The 16,687-nt window shown below is 59.7% G+C and carries 15 protein-coding genes; 10 read left to right on the forward strand and 5 right to left on the reverse strand.

The genetic code is table 11. The features are described from left to right. Positions 1-191 precede the first annotated feature (191 nt). Entirely contained in the window at positions 192-1,451 is a 1,260-nt protein-coding gene (locus tag R3C19_03820; GenBank protein MEZ6059471.1) for a replication-associated recombination protein A, read from the forward strand. Positions 1,452-1,746: 295 nt separating this feature from the next. Then, on the forward strand, positions 1,747-1,977 hold the full coding sequence (locus tag R3C19_03825) for a hypothetical protein (protein ID MEZ6059472.1): 231 nt from the start codon (positions 1,747-1,749) through the stop codon (positions 1,975-1,977). A gap of 20 nt (positions 1,978-1,997) precedes the next feature. On the opposite strand, the gene R3C19_03830 is transcribed toward R3C19_03825, so the two are convergent. Next, entirely contained in the window at positions 1,998-2,888 is an 891-nt protein-coding gene (locus tag R3C19_03830) for a GNAT family N-acetyltransferase (protein MEZ6059473.1), read from the reverse strand. 224 nt (positions 2,889-3,112) lie between these two features. Between R3C19_03830 and R3C19_03835 the strand changes: the two genes are divergently transcribed. Continuing rightward, the gene (locus R3C19_03835; protein MEZ6059474.1) at positions 3,113-4,453 is read left to right on the forward strand and encodes a Trx7/PDZ domain-containing (seleno)protein; all 1,341 of its coding nucleotides are present in this window, start codon (positions 3,113-3,115) and stop codon (positions 4,451-4,453) included. Positions 4,454-4,657: 204 nt separating this feature from the next. Here R3C19_03835 and R3C19_03840 read toward each other — a convergent pair whose 3' ends face one another. Continuing rightward, positions 4,658-5,131, reverse strand: coding sequence for a hypothetical protein (locus R3C19_03840; protein ID MEZ6059475.1), 474 nt, complete (start codon positions 5,129-5,131; stop codon positions 4,658-4,660). 132 nt (positions 5,132-5,263) lie between these two features. Here R3C19_03840 and glmM point away from each other — a divergent pair, with 132 nt between their 5' ends. From glmM to R3C19_03855, 3 genes are all read left to right on the forward strand, one after another. Next, entirely contained in the window at positions 5,264-6,631 is a 1,368-nt protein-coding gene (gene glmM / locus R3C19_03845; GenBank protein MEZ6059476.1) for a phosphoglucosamine mutase, read from the forward strand. Between the two features lie 126 nt (positions 6,632-6,757). Beyond that, positions 6,758-7,972, forward strand: a complete 1,215-nt coding sequence (locus tag R3C19_03850) for an asparagine synthase-related protein (GenBank protein MEZ6059477.1) — start codon at positions 6,758-6,760, stop codon at positions 7,970-7,972. A gap of 53 nt (positions 7,973-8,025) precedes the next feature. After that, positions 8,026-8,148, forward strand: a complete 123-nt coding sequence (locus R3C19_03855; GenBank protein ID MEZ6059478.1) for a hypothetical protein — start codon at positions 8,026-8,028, stop codon at positions 8,146-8,148. Between the two features lie 55 nt (positions 8,149-8,203). On the opposite strand, the gene R3C19_03860 is transcribed toward R3C19_03855, so the two are convergent. The 3 genes from R3C19_03860 to dnaA form a co-directional block, all read right to left on the reverse strand. Continuing rightward, the gene (locus R3C19_03860) at positions 8,204-8,641 is read right to left on the reverse strand and encodes a hypothetical protein (protein MEZ6059479.1); all 438 of its coding nucleotides are present in this window, start codon (positions 8,639-8,641) and stop codon (positions 8,204-8,206) included. Next, positions 8,631-8,900, reverse strand: coding sequence for a hypothetical protein (locus R3C19_03865; protein ID MEZ6059480.1), 270 nt, complete (start codon positions 8,898-8,900; stop codon positions 8,631-8,633). The genes R3C19_03860 and R3C19_03865 overlap by 11 nt, the downstream gene beginning before the upstream one ends. A gap of 134 nt (positions 8,901-9,034) precedes the next feature. Then, entirely contained in the window at positions 9,035-10,585 is a 1,551-nt protein-coding gene (gene dnaA / locus R3C19_03870) for a chromosomal replication initiator protein DnaA (GenBank protein ID MEZ6059481.1), read from the reverse strand. A 422-nt stretch (positions 10,586-11,007) separates the two neighbouring features. On the opposite strand from dnaA, the gene R3C19_03875 reads away from it, so the two are divergent. From R3C19_03875 to R3C19_03890, 4 genes are all read left to right on the forward strand, one after another. After that, positions 11,008-12,210, forward strand: a complete 1,203-nt coding sequence (locus tag R3C19_03875; protein MEZ6059482.1) for a glycosyltransferase — start codon at positions 11,008-11,010, stop codon at positions 12,208-12,210. 288 nt (positions 12,211-12,498) lie between these two features. Continuing rightward, complete coding sequence (locus R3C19_03880) at positions 12,499-13,740, forward strand: protein-L-isoaspartate(D-aspartate) O-methyltransferase (GenBank protein MEZ6059483.1); 1,242 nt, start codon at positions 12,499-12,501, stop codon at positions 13,738-13,740. 62 nt (positions 13,741-13,802) lie between these two features. Then, positions 13,803-15,818, forward strand: coding sequence for a PDZ domain-containing protein (locus R3C19_03885; GenBank protein ID MEZ6059484.1), 2,016 nt, complete (start codon positions 13,803-13,805; stop codon positions 15,816-15,818). A 56-nt stretch (positions 15,819-15,874) separates the two neighbouring features. Then, positions 15,875-16,672, forward strand: a complete 798-nt coding sequence (locus tag R3C19_03890; GenBank protein MEZ6059485.1) for an undecaprenyl-diphosphate phosphatase — start codon at positions 15,875-15,877, stop codon at positions 16,670-16,672. The last annotated feature ends 15 nt before the right edge of the window (positions 16,673-16,687 follow it).

A 16,687-nucleotide genomic window follows, 5' to 3' on the forward strand; every position in this document is an offset into this window, starting at 1 on the left:
GGCGATCTTCCCGCGGCCCGCTGGTCGGTCGCGGGCTGAATCAATGACCGGGAACCATTCAGTATTCATTCGCATCTGCATTGAATCATCGGATTTCCGGCGATTCCACGAGAAGTTCTCTCAAGAAAATGAGTCTGTTCGCCGCAACTGAAGAACAAAATCGTCAAAGTGCGCGCCCCCTGGCGGCACGGATGAGGCCACAGACGCTGGACGAATTCGTCGGCCAGCGCCACATGCTGGAATCCGGCCGGCTGCTGCGAAGAATGCTGGACGCCGACCGGCTGGGATCACTGATTTTCTTTGGTCCGCCCGGTACCGGAAAAACGTCGCTGGCTGAGCTGATCGCCAAACACACGCGACGCCGCTTTCGCCGACTGAACGCCACCATGGCCGGCGTTAAGGAAGTTCGCGAAATCCTGAGCGAAGCCGAACGCGAGCTATCCGTAAACGGCAGGCAGTCTGTGGTTTTCATCGACGAACTGCATCGGTTCAGCCGTTCTCAACAGGACATCCTGCTGCCTGACGTCGAAAGCGGCACGATCTCGCTGATCGGAGCAACCACGGCAAACCCGTTTTTCTCGCTGGTGGCGCCGCTGCTCAGCCGAAGCCAGATCTTCGAATTTCAGGAACTCCGGAAGGAAGATCTGCTGGATCTGATGGAACGGGCACTCCGCAATACGGAGCGGGGACTGGGATCTCTGAACGTCACGGTTTCCGACGACGCCATGCAGTTCATCGCGGAACTCAGCGACGGCGACGCCCGGCGGGCACTTTCAGCTCTGGAAATCGCTGTGCTGTCGGTTGCAGAAACCACAAGACACGTCGACACCGACGTCGCTCGCGAATCCATGCAGAAACGAGTCGTACGATTTGATCCCACCGGAGACGATCACTACGACGTGGCCAGTGCGTTCATCAAGAGCATCCGCGGCAGCGATCCCCAGGCAGCGCTTTACTGGCTGGCTCGCCAACTGGAATCCGGCGAAGACCCGCGGTTCATCGGTCGCCGGCTGGTAATTGCGGCGTCGGAAGATATCGGAAACGCCGACCCGCAGGCGCTGCTGATTGCGACCGCCGCTTTTCGCGCGACGGAAACCATTGGAATGCCTGAGTGCCGGATCAATCTTTCTCAGGCAACGACGTATCTGGCATGTGCTCCGAAATCAAACGCGGCCTACACCGCCATCGATGCGGCCCTGGAAGATGTCCGCAATCACAGCATTCTGCCGGTGCCAATGCATCTCCGCGACGGACATTACCAGGGTTCCGCCAGACTCGGCCACGGCCAGGGGTATCAGTATCCTCACAACGAAGCGGATGGCTGGATCGCGCAGGACTATCTTGGCGTCGAAAAGGAATACTACGTGCCCACGGACCGCGGACACGAAGCGGTCTTCCGCAAAAGGCTGGACGAATTGAAGCAGCGCCGCGAACAGCACGGATCGACGTAACGCCAATCTGCTGCCATCCGGTAGCGCCGATGGAAGTGCACAGCGGTCCGATTCTCAACGTCGCGGATTTCGGCCGTGACGAGCTGACGCAACGTGCAACGACACCGTTTCTTCTGTCAACCGCAGATCGCCGCTGCCGGGAGGATTCCGGAGACTAGCCGGCTCGGGTAGTGATGCGACTCGCCAATCAGGTGTTCGAATGCTACGGTATTCAGTGTTCTCGCTATGGAGTTCGGCCGGGGCGTCTGCTTCGCGGAAACCGACGGACCCGGAATCTCGTTTCAAGGAGGAACTGATGCGAGTCAAGAGCAAACCCAAGGCGGACCCGCCGCGTCGCGCGACGTTGCTGCAGGAGCTATCGCGTGCGATTGCGTCGGACGTCGACTGCGAAGTGACACCGTGGACGGTGCGGCTGACGGGAAGAGTGTCGTCGTGGCACGACAAACAGGTCGCCAGCGAAGTTGCCAGACGTTTGTTTCCTGAACAGCGGATCGACAACCAGCTTGTCGTGACGGTTCCGAAATAGCGAACCGCTGTCGACGGAACTTATGCCGCTTTCCGAATCACCGGCTGACTTGCGTACCAGGCCAGCATGCCCGAAATCCTCCCCAGACGCTCGTGCTCCGACCATCGCTTCAGCGCCCGCCCCGTCAGCGCTGCCAGTGATTTGGGCACCGCCAGACCCAGCGTCCTGCGGAACTCAATTCGCTGCCCGATCGGCTGTTTTTCGAATCCCAGCCCCAGCTTGAAATGATCGAGTGGCTCCATTCCCTCCAGCAGCGACTGAAAGCCGATCGACACTTCGCTGACGTCGCCGCGTTCCATCGCATGTTTCAGAAACGAATACAGCATTGCGTTATTCGGATAGTGCTTCAGCGTGCTGCGATCGGACCGGACGATGCAGATATTCTCGACGGCCCCGATTCGGAATGAAATCAGGTACGAAGCCAGCATGCCATCATGCCACGCACCCCACGCGGTCGCCGCGGGACACCGGTCGGCGGCCGAGTAGTAGTCGCGCCAGTAGCGTTCAAAGTCGCCGGGAATGCTCCGTTGCTGGCGAAGCAGCGTCTCGCGATTGAGCCGCAATCCGTCGTCGGCCAGTTGTGAGAATTCCAGCCGTCCATACTGACACTGTTCCAGACCACGCCGCGTCTGATTGCGGGCCTTGCTGGTTTGCGACGCCAGGTCATAGTCCCTGTCACGAACGACCAGACGGTAGCTGGACACGCCTTCGGACACGCGGCAGCAGTAGCGAGCCGCCAGTCCCCTGCTTCCCAGGACAGTTCCGAAATCCACCGCTGCCGGGTTCAACTGCGTCTCGAATGGAAAGCACGTGTAGACGTGTGGCTTCACATCGAACCAATGCACTCCCGCGGCTTCATGAACCATGTGGCCGATGCGTTGCAGAAACTCGGCGTAGTGTTGAGCGTCCATGCGTCTTCGTCCGTGCCTGTTCGTCCGTGGTCTCTGAAGCGAATTCAGGCGGAAATCTGACACATCCCGGTTCGCAGGGCCAGAGGGATTGCACGCTTCGGCAGATACTGCCGATTCCGGCGGCAGCGCGACAAATTGCCGGCGCGGGTTGTACTCGCGTAGATCATCTCTGACAATTTCTCACCATGATCTGCTTTCCCGATCCTTTATTCGGAGCCAGCCTGATGTCTCGAAATTCGCTGCTTTTCTATGCATTCGCATTCCTGATCGCCGCCGCCTTCTCCGCTGAAGGTCGGGCTCAGACGCGAGAGGAGAAGGTTCGCGAAGATCGCCGCCGAGTCGAAGCGGACGGATTCTGGATCTACAACGACCTGCCCAAAGCGTTCGCCGAAGCGGAACGCACGGGCAAGCCGATCGTCGTCGGCCTGCGCTGCATTCCGTGCGAAGAATGCGTCAAGCTTGATGACGAACTGGTCGACACCGACCCGGCCATTCGTCCGCTGCTGGAACAGTTCGTCTGTGTGCGAGTCGTCGCGACCAACGGTCTGGACCTGTCGCTGTTTCAGTACGACACGGACCAGTCCTTCGCGATGTTCATGCTGAACGCCGACCGCACGATCTATGGCCGCTTCGGGACACGGTCGCATCGCACCGAATGGCTCGGCGATGTGTCGCTGAAGGGACTCGCCGTCGCTCTGGAGAAAGCTCTGGAACTGCACAGGAACTACCCGACCAACAAACAGGCTCTGGCGGGCAAGACCGGTCAGCCGCTGGAATTTGCCAGCCCGGAACTCTTCCCGTCTCTCAAGGACAAGTTCACGGACTCTCTCAACTACGAAGGCGAAGTCGTCAAGAGCTGCATTCACTGCCACCAGATCGGCGACGCCCGGCGGGACTTCTATCGCCAGAAGGGTCAGCCGATTCCCGAGAAGCTGCTGTATTCGTACCCGCATCCAAAAGTCGTGGGCCTGACGATGGATCCGCAAAAGGCAGCGACAGTCAAGGCCGTTGAACCTGGTTCCGCCGCCGACGACGCCGGAATCAAGGCAGGGGATGAAATTACGTCGCTGGCCGGCCAACCGCTGATCTCCGTCGCCGACGTCCAGTGGGTGCTGCACAATACTGATCCGTCCGGCGGACAGATCGCCGCATCAATTCTTCGCGAGAGCGAGTCAATTGACGTGGTCCTGAATCTGGAAGACGGCTGGCGACGAGCAGACGATATTTCCTGGCGAGTCTCGTCGTGGGGCCTGCGACGCATGTCGACCGGTGGCCTGAAACTTGCCGAGCTTCCGGCAAACGAACGCCGTCAATTGAAGATTGCCGACGATCACATGGCACTGAAGGTTGAGCACGTCGGTCAGTATGGTGCTCACGCCGCGGCGAAAAATGCCGGCTTTGAAAAGGGCGACGTCATCGTTCAGTTCGACGGCCACCGCGACCTGTTGCGAGACGGCGACGTGCTGGCTTATGGCGTGACGCAACGCAAACCGGGAGACAAAGTGCCCGTGACCGTCCTGCGAAACGGCAGCGAGAAAACACTGCAACTGCCAATGCAGGAATAAAAGACAGCGTAGCCGTGGCCGCACCGGAGTCGCAGTTGCCGTTACTGGTCATCGTCGGTGTCTGCCGCGGGCGAAGCCACTCTCGCACGCCCAAGCTCACGAGACAACTCGCTGAGTTCCGCACAGATTTCCAGTCTCCGCGTCACGGCTTCGCGCGACATGTCCGTGCTGATTCCACGACTGAGCCGCTTTGCTTCCTCTGGATCAATTGGTGTTTCGGTCGACATCGAATCCCAGTTCCTCAAGGTCAGCAAGGTCGCGAAGCCGACCTGCCATGCGTTTCATCTTCGCCAGTCCGTCACGCGAAACAACCCAGACCGTCCGCGAATCCAGCTCCAGTTCTATGCGGCTCTCCCAGACGTCGTTCAGAACAGGCGTGATCAGCAACAGGTCCAGCGTCAGGAATTCGGATCCCATCGGCTTCGAGATCCGGAACACCTTCCGAACGTCTTGTGTTCCTGTCCCAAAAGGAATGATCCCCGCCGGAACCGTGAAACCGATTTCCTGCAGCGCCGTTTCCGCACGGGCCAAATCGTCCTCCTGAATGATCACGTCCAAATCACGTGTCGCTCGCGGAAAGCCGTGTATCGCCACGGCGATGCCACCACAGACGGCGTACTTGACGGTGGCGGACTCCAAAGCGTCAAGGACGGCGAACAGTTCTTTCTTGAGATTCATGGCGTGTCTTCGACCATCCTCAATGTCGGCAATTCCCATCGATTCTCTCGCTGCAACAAGCCCGATACACTCCGACTCGACTTCACCGGCACACGGCATCACGGACAAACCTTTCACAGCGCGGAGAACCGAATGGCGACGCGGATACTAAGTATTTCCGGACTGCGAGGCATCATCGGCGACGGACTGGACCCGCTGTACGCTGCCGAATTCGCGGCCGCCATGGGCACCATGTTCAGCGGAGGAAAAGTCGTCGTCGCGCGAGACGGACGATCCACCGGACCCATGATCTATCACGCAGTCGTCTCCGGATTACTGGCGACCGGCTGTGAAGTCGTCGACGCGGGAATCTGCACGACTCCGACCTGCGGTGTTCTGGTCAGGCATTTGGACGCCGCCGGCGGAATTCAAATTACGGCCAGCCACAATCCCATTGAATGGAACGGACTGAAGCCGTTTGCTCCCGATGGCAGCGTCTTCAATCGTGACCTGGGACAGCAACTGATACAGGTTCTGGAGGCGGTTCCCGAAGACGGTTCCGGCGGAATTCAGTGGAAGGACTGGTCCGGCATCGGGTCGGTGACTTCGCTGGAAGATCCGGCCGGGCCGCATCTTGACAAGGTGCTGTCACTCGTCGATGCGGACGCGATTCGCCGACGACGGTTCAAAGTGGTGCTCGATTGCAATCACGGCAGCGGAGCCACCTGCGGGCCGCGCCTGCTGAAGGAACTCGGATGCGAAGTGACGGTGCTGGGCGGCACGCCGGACGGAAAGTTCGAACACATTCCGGAACCCGTGGAAAAAAATCTCGGGGATCTTTGCGCTGCCGTCAGCAGCCATCGCGCCGACGCGGGCTTCGCTCAGGATCCCGATGCCGATCGGCTGGCCATCGTCGACAACACGGGCCGGTTTATCGGTGAAGAACTGACTCTGGCACTTGCCGCGGACTACGTTCTGGCCAGGCGCAAGGGTCCGTTCGTCGTCAATGGTTCGACAAGCCGAATCACAGCCGACATTGCGGAAAAACACGGCTGCCATTTTCACCGTTCGTTCGTGGGGGAAGCTCACGTCTGCGCGAAAATGCGAGCCGTTCAGGCCGTGCTCGGCGGCGAAGGCAATGGCGGCGTGATCGAACCGAGAGTCGGCTACGTTCGGGACAGTCTGGTGTCGATGGCCTACGTGCTGGCCGGACTTGTCGAACGCGGCGACACGCTGGACGCCTGGGCCGATTCGCTGCCGTTTTACACGATCGTCAAGGACAAGCTGGAATGCCCTCGCGAATCCGTCGCCGCAGCGTGCGACGCGCTGCGGCGGAAGTTCAAAGACGCGGAGGCCCGCGAAGGAGATGGTCTGAGACTGGATTGGGCGGATCGGTGGGTGCAGGTGCGAGCCAGCAACACGGAACCCATCCTGCGAGTCATCGCGGAAGCTCCGGAAACCGCCGACGCCGAACAATTGTGCCAGCAGGCGATGGATGTGGTGCAGCAGGCCGTCGGTTGACGGATCGTAATTCGCTGGCCATGCGGCTGAACCATTTTTCAGACGGCTTCCAGCGAATTGCATCGCCCGCGACGTACAACAGGGAAGACCTTCCGCGTCAGTCGCTTTCAGGAACGGAAAATCGCTATGCAACACGCCTACGTCGACCGCTTTGTCAGCCTGCTTGATCCCGAAGCGAACACGCTGCTGAACGTTACCGTGGACGATGCCATCGAGCGGCTGGGATCGGGCGATGTCGCGAAGCTGCGTCAGATCGACGGCCAGTTTGCTCTGGTCCATCGCAACGGACATATCATCCGCATGGCTCGATCGATCGGGCGACCAATGCGATACTTTCTGGCGAAGCAGGTCGCCGGGCCGTGCCTGATCGTCGCCGAACGCATCGATGAGATCGCAGGTTGGCTGAAGAACGAAGGGCTCGACGATCAGTTTCATCCGTCGTACACGCGAATGGTCCCGGCTCATCACATCGTCGAAATCGCCCTGGTCGGCTGCCCGGATCCCAACCCGACCTACACGCGGTTTTTTGATCCGCAGCCGAATCAACTGCCGTCGGATCTCGACAGGATCGGTTACGAGTACATCGTTGCGTTGCAAAAGGAACTGTACCTGTGGCTGGACCAGATTCCCGTCAGTGAACCGATCGGCGTCATGTTCAGCGGCGGCATCGACAGCGGAGCCGTCTTCTGTGCCACATACGACTGCCTGCGCAAGCGAGGTGAATCGCCCGCGCGACTAAAGGCGTTCACGCTTTCGATCGACGAATCCGGCCGCGATGCCGAACAGGCTCACCGGTTTCTCAGCGATCTGGATCTCAGTCTGTTCCTTGAAGTTGTCGATGTTCCGGCGACCGCCGTTGACTATCGCGAAGCCGTCCGGCTGATCGAAGACTACAAACCGCTGGACGTTCAGGCAGCCGCGATGGGGCTGGCTCTGTGCCGCGAAATCCGCAACCGATATCCCGACTGGAAGTACCTGCTCGATGGCGACGGTGGCGACGAAAACCTGAAGGATTATCCCATCGAAGAAAACAGTGAACTGACAATCCGCAGCGTTCTCAATAACCAGATGCTGTACCACGAAGGCTGGGGAGTCCACGCCGTGAAACATTCTCTGACGTACAGCGGCTTCAGAGCCGTGAATCTGACGTACAGCGCGGTGCCGAACAGAGCCGCGGGCACGTTCGCCGTGTCGCGGGCACCGGCTCGAAAATTCGGTTTCCGACGGCTTGGCAGCCCGTTCGCCGTTCGACAAACGTCATCGAAGTCGCAGAGGGCATCCACGAGCGTTCATCGACCTGACCGACTGGCAGCACGACAAACTGTCCTGCACATCGCCTAAAGGGCGAAATCTAAAGCGTCCGCCGCGGCATCGAACAACTCACGGGCCTGACGATGCCCGTCTACGAAAAACGCCGCTTCCAGCACGGAGCGACTGTGGACGAAAAGTTCGCCACACTGTTCCCACCGGACGAAAGCAGCTACCGCGAAGCGTTTTCTGAATTGTTTACGTGGTAGAGAACACATCTCGTGTACGTTTCGAGATGCATCGCAGTCGGATGGCCGGCTCGCATCACGGTGATTCGATCAAGTAACGGTGCGGGGGCCGAACCAGCGAAACAACGGCCGCATCACGGTCGACGATCAGTGCAAACAGTTCAATGATGTCGCGACCGAGGATGCTGATATCAAGCGATTCCAGTTGCGTGAACGCGGCATACTCACCACGGAAGACTGCCGCCTGGCCGTCATCGCGAAACAGGCGGATTTCCGTTGGCACTCTCACGGACTCGACGACACCGCCCACACCGCCCAGACGGTGATCCGGCGTGTCTGCATCAAAACCCAGCACCTCAAGGATGGCTCCACTGAAGACCGTGCAATCGGCTCCGGTATCGACAAGGAACGAACGCGCGGATACCCAGCCACCCTGAACGTTCAGCACTTCCGCTCGGATGATCGGCCTTATGAATGCGTCATCGCATTCAAACCATTCGCCGTCAACTCGCATAGATCCGGGAGACTTTCTCTTTCGGAATGTAATGTACGAAGCGCCCCTCATCATGGGGATGCACGGCGGCAGCCATCGCAACCGCTTCGCTTGCTGTGTCCGCCACGAAAAGCTGTTCTCCGGAAACACAGATGCACTTGCCGCGATGGACCGGAAAGATCTCCGAAGCATGTGCCTGCAGCCAGGCCGCGTTCCGATCGGATTGCTCACGGCGGATTCTCGCCGCAGCCAGTTCTGATGGATCGCACGTTGGATTCATGACAATTCTGTTCTGCCGATTGTCCATTTTCGCTTCTTTCAGACTGGACCGCGTCGTTCTCGTCCCATTCTGTTCTGTCCCGCGCTAAAAAGCCATTCCCGCCGCTGGAAATGATCAGTCCCGACAGCACAACGTCAGCACGCCAGCGCCATCAGGCGTTCTTCCAGTTCGGCGATGATTTCGGCGACGGACCTGCCGCGGCAGGAGCTCGGCAGGTTGACGGCTTCGTCTGACTCCACCCACGCCAGGACTCGCTTTTCGGCGGCGACAACCGTACTGTGATCCCGACCGCCGAAGTAGGCTCCGATTTCGCGGTAAGCCAGCTTTGTCAGCTTGCGGGCGATGTACATGGCCAGAGATCGCGGGCACGCGACCGCACGACGACGAGACTTGCTGCGCAGATCGGCTGCCGTCAGACCGAAGGCGTCACAAATGACTTTTTCGACGTCGTTGATCCGCACCAGTCTGCGGCATTCGCGTTCCATGTCTCCCAGAATCTCGCGGGCCCGGGCGACGGTGATCTTTCTTCCCGTGAGTTCAAAGTGACTGTGCAGGCAGTTCAGAGCCCCCTGGATCTCCCGAACGTTTTTCTGGCACCTGCGAGCGACAAAGTCCAGAGCTTCCTGAGTAAAGCTGCCGGTCATCGGAAGGGCCAGCGACCGAGTCATATTCCGCCGCGTGTCTTCGCAGGGCGCTTCAATCCGGCAGACCAGACCGCTCATGAAACGCGTCGTCAGTTCTTCACGATGTTTTGTCAGCAATCGCGGATGACGGTCGCCGGAAACAACTAATTGGCCGCCGTGATCGATGACCTGCACGATCGTGTGCAGGAATTCTTCCTGCGTCGCCTTCTTGCTGTCCAGAAATTCGATGTTGTCGATCAGCAGCACATCGACGTCGCGAAACCTCTGTCGAAACGACGGTACTGTTCTGGCCGCCAGCGCCTGCATGAAGTAATTCGTGAAACCTTCGCTGGTCAGGTAGATCATTCGCAGATTTGGTTTCGTCCTGCGGATCTCGGAATAGATGCCTTCCAGCAGGTGCGTCTTGCCGACTCCCGTGGATCCATGGACGTACAGCGGGTTGAATCGTTCGCCTGGTGCCTGCACCACCTGTCGAGCGGCCAGCAGCGCTAATTCGTTGCATTGTCCGGGAACAAATGTCGTCAGCGACTGAAAACGACGGCGTCCTCTTGCGGGAACAGAGAGCGGCTGCGGCCCGGACGCCGATGGAGTTCCGTTGCGCGGCGAAGAACGCTGTGGTTCCGGGGCATTCGGAAGACAACGTTCTTCCGACGCGGCGGAACCTTGGCCCCGGCACGACGACGGCGGATCATCGTGCCCATTCGATTTCGCCGTTTCCGATCCACACGGGATCTGGCCGGGAACGGACTGATCCTTCAGCTTCGGATCCACCACGATTTCGAAGGACGCGGATGGTCCCAGCAACTGCGACGCGGCATGGTTCAGTTGCCTGCGAAACCGCTTCATCAGCCAGTTGCTGGTAAACGGATTCGGCGCGTAAATGAGCAGCATGTTGTCGGCCACTTCAAACCGCAGACGGCCGCTGAACCAATGCCGGAAATTCTGTTCACCGATACAGTCCCGGATCATCGAGTCAATGCGACTCGCGTCATTTTCAGGCAGCTCGCGCGGACTCTGTCCGTGGTGACTGGGCTGCGTCATGCGACCCCTCCGTCATGACTCCGCGCAGCATCGAACCGGGCCGTGTTAGTGCAGCGAAAAGCAGCGGCACTCCGTCGCCTGATCGTCGGGGCATCGGCGGACAATGCATCGTCCGACAGAATTGCCCGAACTCAGAGAGGTGGCAGTAAGATGCTCAGGGAGCCTGATTTGGCTTGGACCTCGCGACGAAGGTGCAGAGTCAACGTCACGAGATGGCTTACTCACTCAACGGCGGCGATGTTACCTGCGGATGCGGGGCTGTCAAATGTCCGCGCTTCATTTATTCTTCATGTCGCAGACCCGCGAACCGAACTGCGTATGATGCTTTGACTTCGAGTTTTTCAGTGAAAGATGGCGGCCGCAAACTTGCGAAATCCGCCGCAATTCGTCTCTGCGGAAACGACGTCCGGACAGGTGCCTTTGTGACGAGAATTAACGTTGTCTTCTCCATCGGAGCACTGCATGGCGGCGGTTCGGAACGACAAATCCTGCTGGCGCTGCGGCATCTGAACCGAAAGGAATTCGCCCCGATACTGTACCTGATTTACCGGCACGGACCGCTACTCGATCAGGTGCCGGATGACGTGCCAATCGCTGTCTTTGCAGAACGCTGCAAGGCGCCGACGCTATACTGGCCGGGCGGCATGCATCGGCAGCGCGTCAGCGACATGGCGAAGTTTCTGAAGGAAGTTCGCGCCGACGTCTGCTACGACCGTACGTTCCTGATGACACTGATCGCGGCCGACGCGGCTCAGCGCGCGGGAGTTCCGAATGTGTCAACGGTTGTCACGGATCCGGAACTGGGATTCGCACCGGTCGCCGGACGATTTCAGCTCATCAAGAAGCGGCGATTGCGACGACTGTATGGCAATTCTTCGAAAGTCATGGCTGTATCAAATGGAGCCGCGCGGTCGGCGGAACGCTTTTACGGCCTGAAACCCGACAGCGTGCAGACTCTGTACAACGGCGTGGACGTCGGCGCGCTGCAGGCTGCGGCGGATTCCGATGTCGACGATCCCTGGTGGACCGCTGCCGGTGACGGCCGACCTGTGTTCCGGATCGTCTCCGCGGGACGGCTGAACCGGGAGAAGGGATTTCACCTGCTGATCGATGCAGTTCGGCAACTGCAACAGCAAAAGCCAACGATCGATTTTCGGCTGGCGATTCTGGGTGACGGGCCTGACGGGCGACAGCACCTGGAACAACAGACCGCCGCGCTGGACCTGAGCAACACCGTGCATCTGCCCGGATTTCGCACGGACGCCGCGGCATGGTATGCCAGCGCGGATCTGTACGTGCTGTCCAGCCTCCTGGAAGGCATGCCCAATGTGCTGCTGGAGGCAATGGCTGTTCAAACGCCGGTACTGGCCACGGACTGCCCTTCCGGACCGGCCGAGATTCTGGACAATGGAACCTGCGGCCTGCTGTGCGAACCCGGCAGCGCCACGGCACTGTCGCAGGGGATTCATGCGATTCTGCAGGATCCGAAAAACGCGGCGATGCGGTCGGAAAGGGCGGCGCTTCGCGTGAAGGAGTGCTTTTCAGTGCAGTCGGCAGTATCACGTCTGCAGACCATTCTGGCGGATTGCTCGCACACATTTCGGACGCGACAGAAAGCGCGTTGACGCTGTATCCGACACCGTCAAAAATTCTTCAACGTGTGGCATCCGGACAGAGGGCAAGAGCATGATTCTCGCTATCCCGGCACAGAAAACCGATCTCCCATTGCCTTCGACACCAGCCAGCGGCGGCGCTGCGGATGATTTTCCCGAATCTCCCTGCGTGAAGCTTGTGTGGAACGAGTGAGTACTGCCGTCCGTACCGCGTAGCGGATCACTGCCGTGTGATCCGTCTTATCGACTGCCTGGCTCACTGAGGAACTTGCCGTGAATCCGATGCATCAAAGAAGGCGAATGAACGCCGCCGGTCGCCACAACCTGTGGCTTGCAATCGCTGTTGTCATGGCAATGTGCGGAACATCAGCGTTCGCTCAGCCGCGGCGGTCGAGTGGCAACGATCGGTATGCCGCGGCCCGCGACGCGATGGTTCGGTTTGTGATCGAAGCCGAAGGGATCGATAACCAGGCCGTTGTGAATGCGATGCGGACGGTGCCGCGGCATGAATTCGTCATCGCTTCTCTAAGGCATCGGGCCTACACCGATTGCTCACTGGCGATCGGCTCGAAGCAGACAATTTCCGCTCCGTACATCGTCGCCTATATGACGCAGACGATTGATCCTCAGCCGGACGACAGGGTGCTGGAAATCGGAACCGGAAGCGGATACCAGGCGGCGGTTCTGGCAGAAATCGTCAAGGAGGTCTATTCCGTCGAAATCGTACCGGCGCTGGCAAAGTCGGCGAAAAAACGGCTGGAGGAACTCGGATACAACAACGTATTCGTGCGTGAAGGTGACGGATTTCAAGGATGGAAGGAACACGCGCCGTTCGACAAGATCATCGTCACGTGCTCACCGGAAAACATCCCCGAACCGCTGATCGAGCAACTGAAGGACGGCGGCCTGATGATGATTCCGATCGGCGAACGCTACCAGCAGTCGTTCTACCTGCTGAAGAAAGTCGACGGCAAACTGGAACGCGAACGGCTCGTGTCGACGCTGTTCGTTCCGATGACCGGCGAATCCGAAGAACGCAGGCGTGTGAAGCCCGACCCGCAGCATCCGGTCATCGTCAACGGCAGCTTCGAACTGGACTCCAACGATGACGATCGCGTTGACGGCTGGCACTATCAGCGACATGTCACGATGAATTCCGAAGACCCGATCGACGGATCCCGCTGTCTGCGGTTTGAAAACGCAACTCCCGGTGAACTGTCGCAGGCGCTGCAGGGCAGCGCGATCGACGGCCGGGCAATCGGAGCTCTGGACTGTGCGGTCTGGGCGAGACTCCGCGATGTCGTGCCGGGCCCCGGCAACAGCGACCAGGCAGCCGTTGTGGTACATTTCTATGATGTGATTCGGCGCGAGGTCGGCGACGCACTGGTCGTTACCTGGCGCGGAACCGAAAACTGGCAGGAGGCCCGGTCAAGAATCCTGGTTCCGCCGGATGCAAAGGAAATGGTGATTCGAGTCGGCCTGAACGGCGCGACGGGGACACTTGACGTGGACGATCTCAGAATCGCGCCGGTGGCCAGATGACTCTTCGACGCCGCATCATCGGCTGCTGCGAAACACACCCTGTTCCATTCAATGCCGGCTCCATGAAACACACTTTCACCGCTGTTCTAATGCTGTTGCTGGTTCCCGCTTCGGGCGCGGCCGGCGCGTCGCCGTTCGCTGCTCAGCAGGAAGCCGGCGATGACATCCGACAGGCCGTGGCGAAGGTGTCTCCCGCGGTCGTGCGAATTCGAGTGCTGGGCACGGCCGAGACGGATCGCGCGGGAGCGATTTCTTCGCGTGTCACGACGGGCGTTGTCGTATCCGCTGACGGCGAGATCCTGACGAGTGCGTTCGGATTGACGGAAAAACCGGCCGCGATTTTCGTTGAGGATTCGGTCGGGCAGAGGACATCCGCGAAAGTCGTCGCCACCGATTCGCTGCGGAAACTGGTCCTGCTGAAATGTCCGGATGCCGGCTTTCAGCCGCCGGAGTTTTCCGAATCAGTCCCGAGCGTCGGAGCCTGGGCGATTGCCGTCGGACGGTTTTACTCCGCCGATCATCCGTCGGCATCGCTGGGAATCATTAGCGCGACGGGAAGAATTCACGGTCTGGCGATTCAGACGGATGCGAAAGTTTCTCCCGTGAACTATGGCGGTCCGCTGATTGACCTGCAGGGGCGGGTAACAGGGATTCTGGTCCCGCTGTCGCCGCAGGATTCCGATACGGGAGTCGAAGCCGGCGTTGAGTGGTATGACTCCGGCATCGGGTTCGCCATCCCTGCGACAGACGCACTGGCAGCGGCCGAAAAACTGCGGTCCGGCCAAAACCAAAAACGCGGCGTGCTGGGCATCGGACTTTCGACTCGCAACCCGCTGGCATCGAAAGTTGAAGTGTCCACCGTGCATCCGGGTTCGGCCGCCGATGAAGCCGGGATCCGGAAGGGAGACCGTATCGTCGCGGCCGCAGGAAGTCAGATTGAACGCTTCGGTGTCTTCGAAGCCATCATCCGCAGCCGCTACGCCGGAGAGAGCCTGCCACTGACGATCGATCGCGACGGAACGACGCGGGACGTCACGGTGACGCTCGGCGACCGGCTGCCGCCGATCGATCGCGGCTGGCTGGGAATCGTCGCGCATTCGCCAGCGTCATCGCAGAAGGATTCCGCAGACGGCATTACGGTTTCAGTCATGCCGAATTCACCCGCGGCCGCGGCCGGAATGCCTGTCCATTGCGTCGTCCTGGCGATCGACGATGAGCCCACGCAGGACGTACCTGCGTTTCTTCAGATTTCCCGAACATTTCGTGCCGGCGCAGGCGTTACCGTGCGGTATCGAGTTGCGGCCGATGCGACTGATTCCAAACACGTCAATATCACGCTTTCCGGACTGCCAGGTGACATACCGAAGCTTACGCCGGCCGAAATTCACGGCCTGCTGACGTCCGAAGATTCCAGTTCGCAGGCTTCCGCGCCGTGGGCGCAGTCAAAACTTGACCTGGGTGATACCGGCACCGGCTGGATGTTTGCGCCAACGGTGCCGGCAAAAGCCGTTGATAACGCGGCGACGGAACCAGGGTTGTCGTTCGGCATCGTGATGCTGTTGTCGGCAGGCGGTGAACCGGAGGAAACCGTTCTTCGGCAGTGGCGCGAAGCGTGCGAACTTCACCGGCTGATCCTTGCGGTGCCGCGGAACGCGGAGCAGCGCGAACTCTCCCGCGAAGATTCGGGACTGGTCACGGAAGCGATTTCCAGGATCACGGATGCCTATTCGCTGGATCGTGACCGCATCATTCTGGTGGCGGAAGAACCGCAGGCGGAACTGGCCGCTCAACTGCTGCTGAATCCACGACTGGCATCTCTGAACGCCGCCGCGTTCTTAAGCGGCTGGCCGCGGATTGGTGCGTCGGCCTCTGAACTGCTGCAGCAGAAATCCGCGTCGATTCTGCTGGTTGAACCGCGGCAGATCGATCGCGAACGAGCGGCGCTGCGGTCGCTTGCCATGCGGGAACTGCGCGATTCCGGCGCAAGAGTCAGCACGATCGGTACGGTCGTCGCGGACGAAGCGGATTCGCCGGCGTCACGGATTTCGGACTGGGCGCTGATGCAAAAGGCTCGATAGCCTTCGTGGGCGTTGTGGTCCAGCGACGGTCATTCATCTGCCCGCAAAGAGCATCCATGGAGTACGTTCACACGATCATTCTCGGCCTGATCCAGGGCGTGGCCGAATTTCTGCCGATCAGTTCATCCGGCCACCTGGTCATTGCGGGAGCCCTGCTGGACAGCTACAGCACAACGTCGCTTCCGAAGGAAGGTGCTTTGCTGGAGATTGCGCTGCACTTCGGCACTCTGCTGTCCATTCTGGTCGTATATCGCAACGACCTGTGGCAGGTTCTGAAGGATTTCCGAACGCTGGCGATGATTGTGATCGCCACGATTCCGGTCGGTTTTGCAGGACTGCTGCTGAAGGATCACGTCGACGAGATCTTCTCGAAACCGCTGCTGGCGGGAGTCGCTCTGCTGTTCACAGCCGCGTTTTTGCTGATCGGGAAGTGGCTGCAGAACCGAAAGGCAGCGGTGGACAGGATGAGCACCGGATCGGCGATTGCGATTGGCTTGTTTCAGGCCGTCGCCATCATTCCCGGGATCTCCCGTTCCGGAAGCACGATCGCGGCAGGTCTGGCCTGCGGACTGAAGCGGGCCGACGCGGCACGGTTTTCATTCCTGATTGCGATTCCGGCGATCGGCGGAGCATCTGTTGTCAAAATGAAGGATTTCGTGACCGGCGAAGCAACGCTGGGCGGAAACCTGTGGCCCGTCGTCGCAGGAACCGTCGTCGCATTCGTTGTGGGAATCGTTGCCCTGAAGTGGCTGATTCGACTCGTCGTCGCCGACCGGCTGCACTGGTTTGCGATGTACTGCATCATCGCCGGCCTGGCAACGATTGCCTGGCAATTGAGCATCGGCGGAACGTAGCACTCCCGGCACGCA

The organism is Planctomycetaceae bacterium (assembly GCA_041398785.1).
Taxonomy (GTDB): Bacteria; Planctomycetota; Planctomycetia; order Planctomycetales; family Planctomycetaceae; genus JAWKUA01.